Origin of the sequence: Acinetobacter radioresistens DSM 6976 = NBRC 102413 = CIP 103788, from assembly GCF_006757745.1 — a bacterium.
Taxonomy (GTDB): domain Bacteria; phylum Pseudomonadota; class Gammaproteobacteria; order Pseudomonadales; family Moraxellaceae; genus Acinetobacter; species Acinetobacter radioresistens.
Window position 1 is genome coordinate 2,872,945 of record NZ_AP019740.1, and the last position, 18,742, is coordinate 2,891,686.

The following is an 18,742-nucleotide window of genomic DNA, read 5'->3' on the forward strand; positions in this document are numbered from 1 at the left end:
CATATCCTTGGGAGATCTTTTCTTCACCTGAAAAAGATTTAGAGAGATTGTTGTAGAGTATCTACAAATTTCTGGATCAGTGCTTCATTGCGCGAAAAATAAGACCATTGACCATATTTGGTTGCCTGGATCAGTCCTGCCTGTTGCAACACTGACAGATGGTTGGACATAGTCGACTGAGAGACATTGGCAATTTTTTCAATCTGCCCTGCACATACTCCCCGGCTAAAATCATATTCACATTCATTTAGCTTAGGAATAAACTGCTCAGGATCTTTCAGGCACTGTAAAATCTGCCTGCGGATCGGATTTGCCAAAGCTTTATAAATCGCTTCTGTGTCCATCACTTTTTCTCGCACTGATGTAAAACACGTCACCCTTGAAATACAGTATATCGTTTTTTATCGATATTAATATCGAATTTTTACGATATTTGTTATTCAATTTAGAAATAAACGTGATCTGTTGAACGGGGGATTTTATTTTAACACTCTCAGAAGACTTTCCCCATAACCTTCACTGTACTCATTGATGAGTCAATATTAAAACTCTCTATATTCAAAAAGTTTTATAAAAATAGTGTAGCAGTACCGGGTTGCTGCATTAAAATCAGGCTAATTCATTTATATCGATATGCTACAGGAGCAAGTTTTGTCTTTATTCCAGATTAGACATGGCAGCTGGAACGAACTCCAGTCAGCAGCAAAGTTTATTCGTACTGAAGTATTTATTCAGGAGCAAAAGATTGCAGCAGAAGATGAATGGGATCAGGACGATAAACATGCTGTTCATTTTATTCTATATGATCAGACACGTGCCATTGCAACTGCACGGTTACTACCAAATCACTGGATTGGCCGAGTAGCCGTTCTTAAAACTGATCGTGGACGTGGTTTAGGTAAAGCTCTAATGCAGGCTATCATTAAATATGCACAGGAGCAGCAGCTTGATCAGCTGTGTCTATCTTCTCAAGTCCATGCAACATCATTTTATCAGGAACTCGGTTTTGCATGTTTTGGGGAAGTATATGAAGATTGTGGTATACCCCATATTAATATGCATTTAACCCTTTCCTCAACTATGCCTTAAATCCTATTCAGAGCACTTATAAAGCTACTGATCAGACCAGAAAAGCAGTTTTATCGATAAACACCTGAGGTTTACTTTAAGCTAAACCGGGTTATACTGCTGTCAGTTTTGAGAATGAATAAAAGTCATAAATTTTATATCATATTGAATATATTAATTTTTTATTTATATATTGAAATATGGATTTTTGACTGTGACCAGATCAGGCCAAAGCTGAATGAGTATAACGTTGTATACAGCCTGCTGTATGGAAGTGCCTGTAACTTCTCGTTTTCTATATAAACACGACAAATGGGTAGACGGAATTGATTGATTTTTTGCTTGGTTTCGAACAGCATTTGCCCGGCTTTATTGAAGCCTATGGTATGTGGGTATATGCGCTCCTGTTTATGATTATTTTTGCTGAAACTGCATTTATTGCCATGTTTTTCCTGCCAGGAGACAGCTTGCTCCTGAGTGTAGGAGCATTATGTGCTTCAGTAGATTTTATGCACCTTGACTTTATGATCATGCTGCTTTTTGCAGCGGCCACTCTAGGTTATATTGTTAACTACCATACCGGTAAATTCTTTGGGCCACAGATTACCAGTGTAAAATCACGTTTTATCAAACCGGAACATTTAACCCGTACAAATCGCTATTTTGTGCGTCATGGTGGTAAAACTATCCTGATGGCTCGTTTTATTCCTTTTGTACGTTCAGTGGCTCCATTTGCTGCAGGTGCCAATCAGATGAATTATCCGATGTTTCTGCTTTATAACCTGCTAGGCGGCCTGTTCTGGATTGGGCTATTGCTGGGCTTGGGATATTTTGCTGGCAGTACGATTTTTTTAATTAATGAAATTATCTAATTAATTATTTTATTAATAAAATTAAAAAAAACAGGAGACCAGCTCCTGTTTTTATATGAGCTATAATTAAAATTAAAGCCCTTGTTTCAGACTTGCTTCAATAAACTTGTCCAGATCGCCATCAAGTACTGCTCCGGTATTTGAATTCTCAACGCCAGTACGCAAATCTTTAATCCGTGAGTCATCAAGTACGTAAGAGCGAATCTGGCTACCCCAGCCAATATCCGACTTGGAATCTTCCAAAGCTTGTGCAGCTTCATTACGCTTACTCATTTCAAGTTCATAAAGCTTGGCACGTAGCTGTTTCCAGGCATGATCACGGTTGGCATGCTGTGATCGCTGATTCTGGCATGCAACCACGATACCTGTTGGCATATGGGTCAAACGTACTGCAGAGTCAGTTTTATTAATATGCTGTCCACCCGCACCTGATGCACGGTAAGTATCTGTACGTACATCAGATGGATTGATATCGATTTCGATATTATCATCTACTTCAGGTGAAACAAATACAGCAGAAAATGACGTATGACGACGGTTACCCGAGTCGAATGGCGACTTACGTACTAAACGGTGTACACCGGATTCTGTCCGTAGCCAGCCATATGCATACTCGCCTTCTACCCGGATAGTGGCTGATTTGATTCCCGCGACATCACCATCAGACTCTTCCATCAACTCAGCTTTAAAGCCATGACGTTCAATCCAGCGCATATACATCCGCAGTAACATAGAGGCCCAATCTTGTGCCTCTGTACCGCCCGAACCAGCCTGAATTTCGACATAGCAGGGATTTGGATCCATGGGGTTACTGAACATGCGGCGGAACTCAAGTTTTGCCAATGCTTCTTCCGCAGAGCTCAGTTCAGCCTGTACATCCGCAAGCAGGCTTTCATCATCCGCTTCGACTGCAAGGTCTAGCATTGCCTGTGCATCTTCCAGCTGGGTACTTAAACCTTCCAGCACATTAATAACATTTTCAAGCTCACCTTTTTCCTTAGCCATCGCCTGAGCACGACTCTGGTCATTCCAGATACTCGGATCTTCTAACTCACGTAAAACTTCTTCTAACCGTTCTTTTTTAAGATCGTAGTCAAAGATACCCCCGTAGAGTCTGACTACGTTCACTTAAATCTTTCAACTGGTTTAGATACGGATTAATTTCCACGTGATTTACTCTCAAAAAAACCTTTTAATCCTTAAATTGTAGCATAGAGCATCTGTCTCGTTGAGATCATTTCAAATAACAGTAGCGTGATAAAAAATTTGAAAATTGATATTGGGCAGGGATCATTTATGAGTTTATTAAAATTAAAAATTTATATTGAAAATGAAATAAATGAGAGTGAATTACAAGTTGTCCGAATGTATGCAACAGATCAACATCATATTTCAAAGCTAACAAAATATGTAAATTCAACTTGAAAATAAAAAGATAAAAATGAGTAAATCTTGCTCACATTTAAATAAGTTGTAATCAAAATTGAATAATCTATAATCAAACACCTGTACTATTCACAAAATCTCCATGCTTTTAATAAAACTAAACATTTAAGTTTTAATATTATATATCAAATACTTATATCAAAAAAATTACATATTATTACGCGAACAACATTCTCGTTACTTTCCTGTGATTGACCCGAATTTAAAAACACATAAACTGAAGTTGTAACAAAACATTATGTATGCAACTTAGCTAACAAGATTTTAAGAGGGGTGAATAACCATGAAAAAACTAGCAATTGCGTCAGCGCTTTTATCAGCTCTAGCAGTAACGGGCACAGCCAATGCTTATCAAGCCGAAGTAGGTGCATCTGCAAGTTATGTAGACCCCGACAATGGCGATTCAGGTAGTGCTTTTGGTGTAAACGGTACTTATTATTTTAATCCGGTTCAAACACGTAATGCACCGCTTGCAGAAGCTGCTTTCCTTGACCGTGCCAGCAATGTAAGCGCAGCTATTAACTATGCTGACCGTGGTGATGTAGATAGTACTCGTTATGGTATCGGTGCAGAATACTTTGTACCTAACTCAGACTTTTACCTAAGTGGTAATGTTAGCCGTCACGACAGTGAGCGTGATACACCATTTGGTACTATTGATAATGATACAACTTACTATGGTGCAGAAGTAGGTTACTTACCAGCTCCAGGTCTCTTAATTGCAGCCGGTCTAAAAGGTTATGACAATGACAATGACGACGGTGTAGACCCAACACTTCGTGCAAAATATGTTACAACTCTTAGCAATGGTAAAGATATCAACCTTGAAGCGGGTGCAGCATTCGGTGACCTTGATGAATACAATCTGGCAGCAGATTACTTCATTGACAAAACTTTCAGTATCGGTGCCGACTATTACAATAATGATTTAACAGATACTAATGAGTTTGGCGTAAATGCACGTAAATTCATTAACCAGCAAGTAAGTCTGGAAGGCCGTGTTGGCTTCGGTGAAGAAGGTAATAATGACTACAATAGCTTTGGTGTAGCTGCAAAATACCGCTTCTAATCTGAAGTAATATTTAGACTAATAAAAAACCCATCTCCGGATGGGTTTTTTATTATATTTTACAAGTCATAAAGCAATATATCTATTACAGTCAGTACCTATCAATTCGATCTACTATACTTAAACTGGTTCAAGCGGCCTATTATAAAATTTTCTGTTTAAGATGGATAATACGTAATTGCAGGCCTGTATTACCATTGAACTCGTTACGTTCCAGTTCATAGACCAGATCGACTTGATCATTTTCCGGATCATACTCAAATCTGTCTTTTGCGTTAAAGGCAATTGCATCTACTACCTGACCGTTATTTAATGCCAGACGTAATTTGAGATGAGTCTCTTTAAGCCATCTGAAGTCTACAACCTTAAAAGTTCCTTCAAACACAGGTGACGGAAATTTTTGTCCCCATGGTCCTAACTTTTCAATCAGATCCACTGTGTCAAGAACCAACGCTTCTGCAGGCAGCTCCCCATCTGTCCAAAGTGTAGCAGAGAGCAGCGTTTCATCCATTTCTGCAATTAGCTGGGTAAAAACCTGTTTAAATTCTAAAAAATGCTCTTTACGGATCGTGAGTCCGGCAGCGGCAGCGTGACCGCCAAAATAACGTACCAGATAGGGATACTGTTCAGCGATCTGCTCAATACAATCACGAATATGAATTCCCTCAACCGAACGGGCCGATCCCTTGATATGAATACCGTCTTCATCTGCTGCGAATACAATGCTTGGCCGGTGAAACTGCTCTTTTAAGCGTCCAGCGACAATTCCAATCACGCCCTGATGCCAGTGTTCTTCAAACATAATCAGCGCGGGAGGTATATTCTCTTTTGATAACTGTAGTTGCTCCAGATAGCGCAAGGCTTCCTGCTTCATCTGTGCTTCAATCTGACGGCGTTCAATATTTAGCTGATTAAGTTGCCGGGCCAGAGGATAAGCATTTTCCAGATCAGGGGCTAACAGACACTCAATTCCGATTTCCATAGTTTCCATACGGCCTGCTGCATTAATACGCGGCCCAAGTACGAAACCTAAATCTTGTGCTTTAAGAGCTGCCGGTTCGCGTCCGGCAATATCAAGTAATGCCAGAATTCCTGGACGGCACTGCTGTTGGTGTATGCGTTTCAAACCAGCATCGACCAGAATACGGTTATTGTAATCAAGGCTCGCAACGTCGGCGTAGGTACCTAAGGCAACCAGGTCCAGATATTGGGTTATATTGCTGACAGATTTGTCTGCCCTTTTGCGAAAACTGCACAGATTGGCAAGTACATAAAAGGCAACGCCTACTCCAGCCAAGGCTTTACTCGGAAAATTACAGCCCAGTTGGTTCGGATTAACTACTGCCTCAGCGGCTGGCGTTTCTTTGGTAGTCAGATGGTGATCTGTAATAATAACCTGCATACCATGGTCTTGCGCCTGTTTTACCCCTTCATGACTAGAAATACCATTATCTACAGTAATCAACAGGTCGGGAGTAAAACGGGTAAAAGCCAGATCCGCAATTGCAGGCGTAAGTCCATAACCATATTTAAACCGGTCAGGAACCAGATAGGCTACATCTGCGCCCATATCTCTTAAAGCAAGAATCATCAGAGCAGTGCTGGTTGCACCATCTGCATCATAATCTCCGACAATAACAATTTTTTTCTGCTGGTCAATGGCCTGATTTATAATCTCAACTGCCTGTTCCAGTCCTTTAAGGCAAGGAGAAAGCAGATATTTTAATCTGAGTTCAAGTTCTTGTTCAGAAGCGACTCCACGTCTGGCCAGAATATGGGCAAGAAAGGGTGACACGTGTTGAAAACTTTCTACACGTGTCAGTAAAGGGCGTTGCTTAACTTGAATATTCGGCATCTATGGCATTAATCGTTGTAATTTCCAATGACCATCGATTCTTTCATAACTGAGGCGGTCGTGTAAACGGTTAGGCCGTCCCTGCCAGAATTCATAATATTCAGGGTGTAGACGATAGCCTCCCCAGAATACAGGTTTTTCAAGAGGCTGGTTCTCTACTTGCTGTTGTAGAGTCTGAAAGCGCTGCTGTAATTCTTCACGGCTAGAAATTACGCCACTCTGTGGCTGACTGATATGGGCAGCAACCTGACTGTCATGTGGCCGCTTATGATAATACTCCGTTGACTCCTGTTCTGAAATTTTCTCAACCCGCCCATGGACACGGATCTGCCGTTCCAATACAGGCCAGTAAAATAGCAGCTCGGCATAAGGATTAACTGCCAGATCCAAGCCTTTTTGACTGTCATAATTGGTATAGAAGTCATAACCTGTTTCAGTGGCGCCGCGCAGCAACACGGTACGCACATGTGGTCGCCCCTGAGCATTTGCGGTAGCTAAGGACATGGCATAAGGTTCATGCAATCCTGCTTGAAGAGCATAATTAAACCAGCTCAAGAACTGCTCATGTGGCTGGGTATCTACTTCTGCTTCATGCAGCTCATCTTTCTGATAAGTCAGGCGTAACTCACTTAAATCTTTAATCACATCACTCATGCTTTAGCCCTCCACAAGTACATCTGCCTGATTTTTTACGGCATTGGCCAGATGTTGAGCCAGTGCTTTTACTTCCTGCTCATTTTCACCCTCTACCATGACACGGATGACCGGCTCAGTACCTGATTTTCTTATTAAAAGCCGTCCTCTTCCTTCAAGCTGTGCTTCAGCTTTTTCAAATTCAGCAACCAGTGCAGGAATCGAATAAGGATCAATCATTTTTTCTAAACGAATATTAATGAGTTCTTGTGGAAAAAGCTCAAAGTCTGCAACCAGTTCATCCAGAGCCTTACCCTGCTCAACCATGACAGTTAATACCTGAAGTGCAGCAATAATAGCGTCTCCTGTTGTACTCTTATCCAAGGTAAGAATATGTCCAGAAGGTTCACCGCCAGTCATCCAGCCATTCTCTTCTAGTGCCTGCAATACATAGCGGTCACCGACTTTGGCCCGAACAAAATCGACACCGGCTTTTTTTAATGCCAGTTCCAGTGACAGGTTACTCATCAGGGTACCGGCAATACCCGCAGGTTTCTGGCTGGTTTGTGTCGCAAGAATATACAGAATATGGTCACCATCAATCAGGTTACCGGCTTTATCTACCATAACGACGCGATCAGCATCGCCATCAAATGCAATACCGAGGTCGGCATGTGACTGTATTACTGCTTTTTGCAGGTTTTCTGGATGAGTTGAACCACATTGCTCGTTAATGTTTAGGCCGTCTGGTTCATTATATAGAGCAATAACTTTTGCCCCTAATTCGCGAAAAACAGCAGGACCTACGTTATAGGCTGCTCCATTGGCACAATCTACTACAATTTTCAGGCCACGGAGATCATGATGGTAAGGAAAGGTGGATTTACAGAATTCAATATAACGGCCAGCTGCATCTTTTACCCGGACACTCTTACCCAGATTAGCCGTATCCTCAATACGAATTTCTTTTTCCAGTTCCGCATTAATTGCTTCTTGAAGCTCGTCTGGCAATTTTTTACCCTGACTGGAAAAGAATTTAATACCATTATCAAAATAAGGATTATGCGAAGCAGAAATGACGATCCCGGCATGGGCATGTAAAGCACGCGTCAAATGGGCAATTGCGGGAGTCGGTAAAGGCCCAAGTAAATGTACATAAACGCCAGCAGCGTTAAGACCAGCCTGTAAGGCTGACTCTAAAATATACCCGGACAAACGGGTATCTTTACCTAGTACGACTAATGTTTTATCAGAAGGATTGATTCTTTTGAGTACCTTACCTGCAGCGAAACCAAGTTTTAAGGCAAATTCAGGGGTGATTGGGAGTTCACCGAATTTACCACGGATACCATCGGTTCCAAAATAGCTCATATTTTACTCACTTCTTATAGTTTATGGTTATTTAACCAAGCTGTTGCAAATTGGATTTACTTTACACCAAAACAAAAAAGCCGTCATAAAACTGACGGCTTTTTCTATAAGGATCAGGTCAAAAATAGCCCAATCATGATTTAACCCACACGGTAGTTAGGTGCTTCTTTAGTAATCGTGACATCATGTACATGAGACTCAGACATACCTGCTGCCGTAATTTTTACAAATTTAGCATTTTGGCGAAGATCATCAATTGTCGCAGATCCGGTATAACCCATAGATGAACGTAAACCACCCATCATCTGGTGCACAATATTACCCATCGGGCCTTTATATGGTACACGGCCTTCAATACCTTCTGGAACCAATTTCTCGGCACCCGCTTTAGAGTCCTGGAAGTAGCGGTCTGCAGACCCGGTCGCTCCAGCCATTGCTCCTAATGAACCCATGCCACGATAGGCCTTATAATAACGTCCCTGAAAGAATTCAACCTCACCTGGTGCTTCTTCAGTTCCTGCTAGCAATGAACCGACCATAATCGTACTGGCACCTGCACCAATTGCTTTGGCCATGTCACCCGAGAAACGGATACCACCATCTGCAATCAGTGGAATCTGTTCTTTAAGTGCACTGGCCACACTGTCAATTGCAGAGATCTGCGGCATACCAATACCGGCAACAATACGGGTGGTACAGATTGAACCTGGTCCAATACCTACCTTAACTGCATCTGCACCGGCATCAAGTAACGCCAGCGCAGCATCACCTGTGGCAATATTTCCACCAATGACTTGGACCTGCGGATAGTTATTCTTGACCCAACGGACACGTTCAATTACACCGGCTGAGTGACCATGGGCAGTATCGACCACAATGACATCTACACCTGCCTCAACCAAGGCTTCAACACGGCTTGGTGTTTCGGCACCAGTTCCTACTGCTGCACCAACACGCAATCGGCCAAGGTCATCTTTACAGCTATTTGGATAAAGCTCAGCTTTACGGAAATCCGTTACCGTAATCAGTCCTTTAAGTGCATGTTGCTCGTCCACGACCAGTACTTTTTCAATACGGTGCTGTTGCAGTAAGGCCTGAATATTTTCTTTAGACTCGCCTTCCCGCACAGTCACCAAGCGCTCTTGTGGCGTCATAATATTACTGACAGGCTGTTCAAGATTAGTTTCAAAACGGGTATCACGGCCAGTAACAATGCCGACCACCTGGCCATCTTTAACCACAGGTACACCACTGATATTATTGGCTTGCGTAATCGCAATCAGTTCACGTACAGTGGTTTCAGGGGTAACTGTAATTGGGTCTTTAACCATACCGGCTTCAAATTTTTTGACACGGCGGACTTCTGCAGCCTGAAGTGCAATATCCATATTCTTATGCAGAATACCGATACCACCGTTCTGAGCCATGGCAATCGCCATACGTGACTCGGTTACAGTATCCATGGCTGCTGAAACAAGAGGAATATTAAGTTGAATACCGCGGGTCAAACGTGTCTTTAAGGAGACATCTTTTGGGAGAACAGTAGAGTAGGCAGGGAGTAACAAGACATCATCGAAGGTTAACGCTTCTTGAACGATGGTCAGCATAACAGTCTCACTGGTAATTTCCGTGAGCTATTATAAACAAATTTCTCCTCAAATTTCATTTTTCTCCCAGAGAATTTTTATTTCAGCGATTTCAGACCAGAGAAATCAGTATCTTCGCAGAAGCATTTTTGCCCATAGTTTTATCATCCTACTCGTTTTATTTTTATTTATGCTTAGCTAACCTGATCGTAGCTGTCATCATTAATTACCTGAGGTTCAATATTAATCAGCGGAATCATCCCATGCGCGCTTCGCGCTTTATTACACTGACTGTCACCAGCCTGAACTTCCTGGCAGCTTGAACTTCGCATACTGTAAATACTACAACTGACCTGTTCTCCTGGCGTTCCTTCTAGTGCCTGACAACGTGGCTGGGTCTGGTTAGTCCCTTTCATGCATGAGTAAACTGGCGTAATTGACTCTACCAGATGTTCAGGAATCTGCTCGCCTTCTGCCCAATAAAATGATACCCGGTAATAGGCACAGCAGGCACCACAGCTTAAACAGGCATTTTCATAAATTACTTGAGACAACATTTTCTTATATTCTCGTTAGTCTAGATATTGGCTATTTCCAATAGCAGAATCTTAGAAAATGTTGTTTTTCTACTCAAGTATTTTTTAATATTTTAAACCGGGCAGTGAAAAATACGCTCATCCATCAAATCAACGCCACACTGGAGTGTCTCAATCCAGTCCAGAAACTGTTTCACTTTTTCCTTGCCAATAAATGCACTGCCATGCTGTGGCACAATCATTTCAATATCCATTTTACGAACCATATTCACCCATAAACGGATAACCTTATTCGCACACATATAGCGCTGGTGAAAAGCTTTCATTTTAGGAATATGAGCTTCAAAGTCTTCAAGTGGCTGACTGGCATTCTCTACCATAGAAGCACCCATATCACCTGAAAATAAAATTTTAGAAACCGGATCGTAGAACTGGAAATTACCCACTGAATGTAAAAAGTGAGCCGGAATAGCCAGTATCGCAGCATGTCCCAGCGCAATACTCTGCCCCTGATCTGGGAGCTCAACCAGACGGTCCAGCCAGTTACCTTTCATGCGGTCACTCATGAAGGCAGAGTTCAGATGGGGTAAGAAGCGTGCCCAGAGTTTTGATGCAACCACCTTGGCATCCGTATAAACCAGCCAGCGTGGCATGGAAGTAATAATATCCGGATCTTGGTGTGAGGCCATTACATAATCAAGATTGGCCAGCCGGGTGTAACGGTTTAATTCCATGGTCAGGGGAATATATGTTAAGTCGCCACCAGGGTCGAGAACCGCCGCCCGCTCATGATCAATAATCAGAAACTGATTGGCCTGTACACCTTCACCTTTAACCAGACTGGTAAAACTGATGCATTTATGTGTGCCGTTATCAAACAGCACCTGTGATGTGGTGCGATCTAAACTCATCCCCTACCCCAAATTGACTTAACAAGTTAAATTTTTAATTCCTTATTAAAATAATGGGATTCATTAAAACTTACAATAAAATAAAAAATTTAGTTTGTACTGCTCAGGCAGTTTTTTAAGCAGGCTCAAAATATAAAATACAGCCCGACCGGTATCTGCCGGGCTGTCATAAAGTTGGCTTAGAAAAAGTAATGCTGCACAATAGTAAAGATACCAATCGCCAAGAAGATAAAGGCACTAATCTTGTGAATTAGAGCTATGGGCAGCTTGTGTGCCAGCTTATCGCCAATAAACACTGCAGGTACATTAGCCAGAAGCATACCTAGCGTGGTGCCGGCTGTTACCCAGAAAATACTGTCAAAACGAGCTGCCAAGGCAACTGTAGCGATCTGGGTTTTATCACCAATTTCTGCCAAGAAGAATAATACAAATGTGGCACCAAATACTCCGTAGCGCTGCCATTTATTAATATTTTCAGTTTCATCATCCAGCTCGTCAGGAATCAGCATCCAGATTGCCATGCCAATAAAACCTGCTGCCAGAATCCACATCATTACAGTCGGGTCAACCATACGGGTAATAAATTGCCCTAATACTGCGGAAAGCCCGTGATTAATCAGCGTAGCAGCGAGAATGGCCAAAATAATAGGTAAAGGCTTACGGAAACGCGCAGCCAACAAAAGGGCCAAAAGCTGAGTTTTATCGCCCATTTCAGCCAAAGCAACAATCGCTGTTGATACAGAAAAAGCCGCCATACTACTTGGCATATTAGAGATTAAGGAGGTGAAAAAATCTGGCATGATTATTCTCTGGCTAGCGTAGTCCCATGACTTATCTCTCCCGCCAGCCATAATCAAGCAGAAAGATAAATCAAAGGTCTTGCCAACAAAAGAATTAAAGCTCGGGTTCTTTGGCTATGATGACCATGTTCTGTTGAACAATTATGTTGACCATCACCTATTTACTGGAACGTAAATAGCGGCTACTCCCCAATGAAGTAGGCCTAGTGTAAAACGAGCCAGCCAAATTTTCAAACCCCTTTTATTTTAAACCCGGATTTATACATTAATATTTTTTAATCGGGCTGATAAAAAGCCCCGCAATTGCAGGGCTTTTTATCTAGATAAGGAGATTACAGCAATAAACTGCGTATATCCTTTAACAGTTTGGTCAGCTTATTGGTAAAACGTGCTGCATCAGCACCATTAATGACCCGATGATCATAAGACAATGATAATGGCAACATCAGGCGCGGATCAAAAGACTCACCATTCCATACTGGTTGCATGGTTGCCGGAGAAATTCCCAGAATTGCCACTTGTGGCCAGTTAACCAGCGGCGTAAATGCCGTACCACCGATTGAACCCAGACTGGTAATGGTAAAGTTGGCACCTTGCAGGTCTTTTGGAGACAGCTTTTTATCACGCGCCTTCTGGCTCAGCTCCCCCAATTCCTGTGCAATCTGACGGATAGATTTCCGGTCAGGATTACGTAGTACCGGTACAGTCAACCCATCTGGCGTAGCTACCGCAATACCCATATGAATTTCATGACGCAGCATTACTGCTTTCTGGTCATCAGCCAGATGACCTGCAAAATAAGGCTCTTCTTTTAACAGGTGAGCAACCGCCTTGGCGATAAAGGCCAAGATAGTCAGACTGATGCCTTCTTTTTTAAAGTTAGCTTTCAATTCACCACGCCATGCCTCAAGTTCGGTAATATCAGCCAAATCAAACTGGGTTACCTGAGGAATATAATTGTTGAGTGAAAGCTGTGGAACAGACACCTGCTGCAAACGTGTCATGGTTTTCAGTTCACCACCACCAAAAGCAGTAAAATCTGGCAAAGCTGGCAAACCTGAAACCACAGGTGCTGGAGTTGAGCTTGCAGGTTTTTGCACTTCAGTCAGACGAGTTTTGACATATGCAAAAACGTCTTCCTTCATTACACGTTCATGCGGTCCCGATGCCTTAACCTGTGCTAATACTACACCCAGTTCACGAGCCAGCTTCCGTACTGCAGGCCCAGCATAAACCTTGGCATTTTCAAGTTGCTGTTCTTTACTTAACTTATCAGTGCCCTGCTGTGGAGCTGACAAAGTACCAGTATCATTTTGCGGCTTAGCTACAGTCTGTTGCGTTGCAGCATCCTGCTCTTTAACCGCTGCAGCCTGTTTAGTTTTAACCGGTTCAGATGATTTCTCTATCTCTACTACAGCCAGTAATAGTCCCTGTTTAACGACCTGGTTTAACTCTACATGTAACGCCTTAATGATGCCGGCAGCAGAACTTGGAATCTCAACTGAAGCCTTGTCTGACTCAACCACACACAAGCTTTGCTGAGCCTCTACACGGTCACCGACTTTAACTAAAATTTCAGTGACTGTGGCTTTGTCTACCCCAAGGTCCGGTACAGTGACTTCAATTTTTGTACTTTCAGCACTACTACTATTTTCAACTGATGTAGCAGCCTGCCGTTGAGATGCAAATTTTTCTGTAGCAGACTGGACGGAAGGCTTCTCTGGTACAGGCTCGGCCGAACCTTCAGCGGTCCGTACAGTAATCAGCACCACACCTTCTTTAACGCTATCACCTTCTTTGACGGTAATACTTTGTACTTTGCCTGCTACAGTACTTGGTACTTCTACGGTGGCTTTGTCTGACTCAACTACTGCAATACTCTGGTCAACCTGAATATCATCACCTACCTGAACCAGCAGCTCACCCACCAGTGCTTTCTCTACCCCAATATCAGGCAACTTAACTTCAACCGTAGCAGCTGAAGATGAGCCAGATTCAGACGGTTGAGCAGCCTGGGTCGGAGAGTTTGGCTGATGGGATGAAATTTCCTGCTGAATTTCCCGGTCAGGTAATTCAGTTGGAGTATTTTCTGAAGTTTTCTGTGCTGCATCGGCTTCTTGAGCTTCAGTAACGCCACCAGATGTACCTTCTGCTTCAAGTTCAATCAATGCTGTGCCTTCAGTCACGTCATCGCCCTGATTGACCAGGATACTTTTAACTACTCCGGCTGAAGTGGCAGGCACTTCAACCGTTGCTTTATCGGATTCCAACACGACAATGCTGTCATCTACTTCAATATGGTCGCCTACTTTGACCAGAATTTCTGCAACATTCGCTTGATCTACGCCGATATCAGGTGTCTTGATTTGCATAGGGCTTAGTTCTCCTCACCTGATACTGGTTCTTGATATTCTGCAACTGTCTGGACTTCCGGATGAGCTTGAGGTGCCCAAGCTACCGGACGGTCTGTTTCCAGCTCAAAACTGGAAATAGCATCTTTAACCAGACGGTTTTCAACTTCACCTTCATCTGCCAGTTTTTTCAGAGTGGCAACCACGATATGAGCTGCATCTACACCAAAATAACTGCGAAGATTGGCGCGGGTATCAGAACGGCCGTAGCCATCTGTACCTAATGTAACGTAAGGCCGGTTATCTGGCAGATAAGCGCGGATCTGTTCACTATAAGTACGCATGTGATCCGTTGCTGCAACCACGATACCATCTGTACCACGCAGCTGCTGAGAAACCCAAGATTCTCGGGTTTGTTCATTTAACGGATGCAGGCGGTTATATTCTTCACATGCCATTCCATCACGTGCCAGTTCATTGAAGCTGGTGACGCTCCAGACGTTGGCATGAACCTGATATTCCTCACGCAGAATTTTAGCAGCCTTGATCACTTCACGCAGAATAACGCCTGAACCCAGCAACTGGACAGTGGCTTTATCATCTTCTTCAAGCAGGTACATCCCGCGTTTGATGCCCTCTTCTACACCCTGTGGCATTGGTGGATGTTCATAGTTTTCATTCATGAGTGTCAGGTAATAGAACACACGTTCCTGATTTACATACATGCGTTGCAAACCATCATGTACCACAACAGCCAGCTCATAACCAAAGCAAGGGTCATATGAAACACAGTTTGGAATGGTACTGGCCAGAATATGTGAATGACCATCCTGATGCTGCAAACCTTCACCATTTAGGGTAGTACGGCCTGCAGTTGCACCCAGCAAGAAACCTTGAGCCTGCGCATCTCCTGCAGCCCAGGCAATATCACCGATACGCTGGAAACCGAACATGGAGTAATACATGTACATCGGAATCATCGGCAAATTATTGGTTGAATAGCTACTTCCCAGTGCAGCCCAAGCACTCATGGCCCCGGCTTCGTTAATACCTTCCTGAAGCATATGCCCATCTTTGGCTTCACGGTAATTCATGAGCTGTTCATTATCTTCTGGCGTATACTGCTGACCATGTGCCGCATAGATACCTAACTGCCGGAACATGCCTTCCAGGCCAAAAGTACGTGCCTCATCCGGTACGATCGGAACAACATGATCTTTAATTGCTTTTTCTTTAAGCAATGCTGAGATCAGGCGTACCATTACCATGGTGGTAGATTGCTGTTTACCATTACTGCCACGTAGAACGCCATCAAAAACTGACAGTTCTGGAATATCCAGAGCATAGCTTTCTTTGCGTCGTGCCGGTAGATAACCTCCTAGAGCTTCGCGCCGTGCCTTAAGATATTTTAGCTCGGGAGAATTTTCGCTCGGACGATAGAATGGCAATTCTTCAAGCTGTTCATCATTAAATGGTAGATTGAAGCGGTTACGAACATATTTCAGTGACTCAAGCTGCATTTTCTTGATCTGATGCGTCTTGTTTACCGCTTCAATTTCTTCAGACAGTCCATAACCTTTTACCGTTTTAGCTAAAATAACTGTCGGCTGACCTTTGGCTTTGGTGGCCTCAGCATAGGCAGCAAAGACCTTGTACGGGTCATGACCGCCACGATTCAGATTATCAATATCTTCATCGCTTAAATTCTTTACCAGCTCTTCAGCTTCCGGGTACTTACCGAAGAAGTGAGCACGCGTATAGGCTCCACCTTTAACCTGATAGCGCTGATAGTCACCATCTACTGCTTCTTCCATTGCAGCTTTTAATGCACCAGAGGTATCTTTGGCCAGTAACGGATCCCAGTGGCGACCCCACACTACCTTAATTACTCGCCAGCCTGCCCCACGGAACAGTGATTCTAGTTCTTGGATAATTTTACCATTACCACGCACCGGGCCATCCAGACGCTGCAGGTTACAGTTCACCACCCAAATCAGGTTATCGAGCTTTTCGCGACCTGCCAATGAAATCGCACCCAGACTCTCTGGCTCGTCCATCTCGCCATCACCCAAGTACGCCCAGATTTTCCGGTCTTCTTCTTTAATCAGGCCACGGTTCATCAGATATTTCTGAATATGGGCCTGATAAATTGACATGATTGGTCCCAAGCCCATAGATACTGTCGGGAATTGCCAGTAATCTGGCATCAGATAAGGATGTGGATAGCTTGGTAAACCATTTCCGCCTACTTCACGGCGAAAATTGCCGAGCTGCTCTTCAGTGAGTCGGCCTTCCAGAAATGAACGTGCGTAAATGCCCGGTGCACAATGACCTTGATAATAGATCATATCACCGCCGAAATTATCACTAGCAGCACGGAAAAAATGGTTAAAACCTACATCATACAGGGTGGCACTAGATGCAAAACTTGCCAAGTGACCACCAAGATCATCACCAGTCTTGTTAGCACGTAACACCATTGCTAAGGCATTCCAGCGAATCAGAGCGCGAATTCTTCGCTCCATATCCTGATCACCCGGCATAGCAGGCTGTTCATCTACTGAGATTGTATTGAGATATGGCGTATTGAGACGCTGAATAGGAACATGTTTAGCTATCGCGCGCTGATACAATTTTTCAAGCAGAAATGCTGCCCGCTCTGTACCCATATGCTGTAGTACTGAATCAAAAGCATCTTGCCATTCTTGTGTTTCCTGTGCGTCGGTATCACCGTAAAACGCCATAACTCACCTTTCTCTTAATCTTCCTGTCTTATCCCCTATATGTATCATGTTTTCGTGTAGAGCAGGTATCGCCGCAGGTGAATGCCATCATGGAGAATTATTCATAAGATAAATACCAAGTGACGTTTTATTACTCATAATAACAAAAAATCGCCAATATAGGCGATTTTTCATACAATTCATATTAAAAGTGGTGATACTATAATTTTATGGCAGCATAGCAAGGTAAGTTGAAGGATTCTTACGCTGGCCATCTTTGACTACTTCATAATGAAGATGCGGGCCAGTACAGCGGCCGGTACAGCCAACATTTGCAATATGTTCACCTGCTTCAACACGGTCACCTACACGGGCGACCAAACGTGAAGCATGGGCATAGCGAGTTAAGTAACCATTACCATGATTAATTTCTACATACTGGCCATAGCCTGTACCCCAGCCTGATTTGGTCACAATACCTGGGCCAGTTGCATAGATTGGAGTACCACTAGGTGCAGATAGATCCAGACCTGAATGATTTTCAGCCCGGCCACCCATAACACGGCCACCGTAATTAGAACTGACGCGTTTCATATCAGGTAGGGGATGGCTGACTAGCCATGAATAAGGATTACTGGAGCTGTAAGATGGGGTCGCTTTAGTTCCGTACTTCTTTGCTAAAGATTCATTATTCAATTCAACAGTTTTCTCGCGAAGAGTAATACTGACATTCGTGTTTGCTGGAATATTAATATCATCCGGCTGAGAATATGAACCTTGAGCTAAAGTGCGGGTAAGTTCTTCAAGACGATCTGGTGATGATGTGGTACCGTTTAATTCAACCAGATCTGCAAATGCAACTGATGCAGCTGATGCGGCGAGTGAAAACGCTAGTAAAATACGACGCGTGTGCATAAAAACCTCATTTAACTGTTCTTACTCAAGGTTCCTTGTGATCTCTTCCTTGATATCAGCTGAAACAAGCGCATAAGATTAAGACATTACTATGTGGAAAATATGTATGTCAGAACCTTTCAACGTCTTTCAACAGACAAGAAAACACCTAAAAACAGGAAACTTAACGTTTCTTAAAGCGCAAGTTGCTGAATGGCAGAAACTTACGAAACTAATTCAACCGCTATTACCCCAACCGGAACAATGGCAAGTCGTGTGTTATGAATACGGCATTTTGACGGTAACTGGTGAAAATCAAGCCTTGATCAGTCAGCTCGGCTACCTGCAAAAGCAATATATTTCTAAGTTAGCTCAACATGCTGAACTGAAAGATCTGAAACAGATCCGGCCTTATCTCAGGTCTAGACAACCTGATACTCCTGTCAGAACTGCATCTTCTCAATCACTTGCACCAGAAACACAGGAAATGTTACGAAATGCTGCTGGCTTTGTGAGCGACCCCAAGCTTAGCCAAGCCTTGCTACGTTTGGCAAGCAATAAAAAGTAACATGGCAGCAATATACGATTACTTTAGAGAAGATATTTAGAGAAATATTTCACATTTTT

General features: G+C 43.1%; 16 protein-coding genes and 1 riboswitch. Of the genes, 4 read left to right on the plus strand and 12 right to left on the minus strand.

Translation table 11 applies throughout. The annotated features are described in order from the left end of the window. Positions 1–38: 38 nt before the first annotated feature. A complete protein-coding gene (locus ACRAD_RS13555) occupies positions 39–344 on the minus strand; it encodes an ArsR/SmtB family transcription factor (protein WP_005024071.1) in 306 nt (101 codons plus the stop codon). 289 nt (positions 345–633) lie between these two features. On the opposite strand from ACRAD_RS13555, the gene ACRAD_RS13560 reads away from it, so the two are divergent. Together ACRAD_RS13560 and ACRAD_RS13565 are read left to right on the plus strand one after the other, a co-directional pair. Then, positions 634–1,089: a GNAT family N-acetyltransferase gene (locus ACRAD_RS13560; protein WP_016801298.1), complete on the plus strand. Its 456-nt coding sequence runs from the start codon at positions 634–636 to the stop codon at positions 1,087–1,089. A 305-nt stretch (positions 1,090–1,394) separates the two neighbouring features. After that, positions 1,395–1,940 (plus strand): VTT domain-containing protein, encoded by a 546-nt coding sequence (locus tag ACRAD_RS13565; RefSeq protein WP_010700148.1) that lies wholly within the window; start codon positions 1,395–1,397, stop codon positions 1,938–1,940. 72 nt (positions 1,941–2,012) lie between these two features. Here ACRAD_RS13565 and prfB read toward each other — a convergent pair. Continuing rightward, positions 2,013–3,108, minus strand: a protein-coding gene (prfB, locus tag ACRAD_RS13570) for a peptide chain release factor 2 (protein ID WP_100067877.1) whose coding sequence is annotated in 2 segments (ribosomal slippage) — positions 2,013–3,035 and positions 3,037–3,108 — 1,095 coding nt in all. Because the reading frame shifts where the segments join, the coding sequence is not laid out codon by codon here. Between the two features lie 561 nt (positions 3,109–3,669). Here prfB and ACRAD_RS13575 point away from each other — a divergent pair. Next, entirely contained in the window at positions 3,670–4,455 is a 786-nt protein-coding gene (locus ACRAD_RS13575; protein ID WP_005024063.1) for a putative porin, read from the plus strand. A gap of 142 nt (positions 4,456–4,597) precedes the next feature. On the opposite strand, the gene recJ is transcribed toward ACRAD_RS13575, so the two are convergent. The 10 genes from recJ to ACRAD_RS13625 all read right to left on the minus strand — a co-directional run bounded on the left by recJ (position 4,598) and on the right by ACRAD_RS13625 (position 18,136). After that, positions 4,598–6,310 (minus strand): single-stranded-DNA-specific exonuclease RecJ, encoded by a 1,713-nt coding sequence (recJ, locus tag ACRAD_RS13580; protein WP_005024062.1) that lies wholly within the window; start codon positions 6,308–6,310, stop codon positions 4,598–4,600. After that, complete coding sequence (pdxH, locus tag ACRAD_RS16560; protein ID WP_005024060.1) at positions 6,311–6,964, minus strand: pyridoxamine 5'-phosphate oxidase; 654 nt, start codon at positions 6,962–6,964, stop codon at positions 6,311–6,313. It abuts the gene before it with no gap. Between the two features lie 3 nt (positions 6,965–6,967). After that, entirely contained in the window at positions 6,968–8,314 is a 1,347-nt protein-coding gene (gene glmM / locus ACRAD_RS13590; protein ID WP_005024058.1) for a phosphoglucosamine mutase, read from the minus strand. Positions 8,315–8,454: 140 nt separating this feature from the next. Further along, the gene (guaB, locus tag ACRAD_RS13595; protein WP_005017853.1) at positions 8,455–9,921 is read right to left on the minus strand and encodes an IMP dehydrogenase; all 1,467 of its coding nucleotides are present in this window, start codon (positions 9,919–9,921) and stop codon (positions 8,455–8,457) included. A 173-nt stretch (positions 9,922–10,094) separates the two neighbouring features. Next, positions 10,095–10,457, minus strand: a complete 363-nt coding sequence (locus ACRAD_RS13600) for a YkgJ family cysteine cluster protein (protein WP_005024055.1) — start codon at positions 10,455–10,457, stop codon at positions 10,095–10,097. Between the two features lie 92 nt (positions 10,458–10,549). Beyond that, positions 10,550–11,347, minus strand: a complete 798-nt coding sequence (locus ACRAD_RS13605) for an oxygen-binding di-iron domain-containing protein (protein WP_005017851.1) — start codon at positions 11,345–11,347, stop codon at positions 10,550–10,552. A gap of 179 nt (positions 11,348–11,526) precedes the next feature. Continuing rightward, entirely contained in the window at positions 11,527–12,102 is a 576-nt protein-coding gene (locus ACRAD_RS13610) for a TMEM165/GDT1 family protein (RefSeq protein WP_005405191.1), read from the minus strand. A gap of 90 nt (positions 12,103–12,192) precedes the next feature. Then, positions 12,193–12,350, minus strand: a riboswitch (yybP-ykoY riboswitch). Between the two features lie 129 nt (positions 12,351–12,479). After that, entirely contained in the window at positions 12,480–14,519 is a 2,040-nt protein-coding gene (locus ACRAD_RS13615) for a 2-oxo acid dehydrogenase subunit E2 (protein ID WP_005024050.1), read from the minus strand. Positions 14,520–14,524: 5 nt separating this feature from the next. Beyond that, positions 14,525–17,242 (minus strand): pyruvate dehydrogenase (acetyl-transferring), homodimeric type, encoded by a 2,718-nt coding sequence (aceE, locus tag ACRAD_RS13620; protein WP_005024048.1) that lies wholly within the window; start codon positions 17,240–17,242, stop codon positions 14,525–14,527. 207 nt (positions 17,243–17,449) lie between these two features. Further along, positions 17,450–18,136: a M23 family metallopeptidase gene (locus ACRAD_RS13625; RefSeq protein ID WP_005024046.1), complete on the minus strand. Its 687-nt coding sequence runs from the start codon at positions 18,134–18,136 to the stop codon at positions 17,450–17,452. 106 nt (positions 18,137–18,242) lie between these two features. On the opposite strand from ACRAD_RS13625, the gene ACRAD_RS13630 reads away from it, so the two are divergent. Next, complete coding sequence (locus ACRAD_RS13630; RefSeq protein WP_005017837.1) at positions 18,243–18,683, plus strand: DUF721 domain-containing protein; 441 nt, start codon at positions 18,243–18,245, stop codon at positions 18,681–18,683. Positions 18,684–18,742 lie beyond the last annotated feature (59 nt).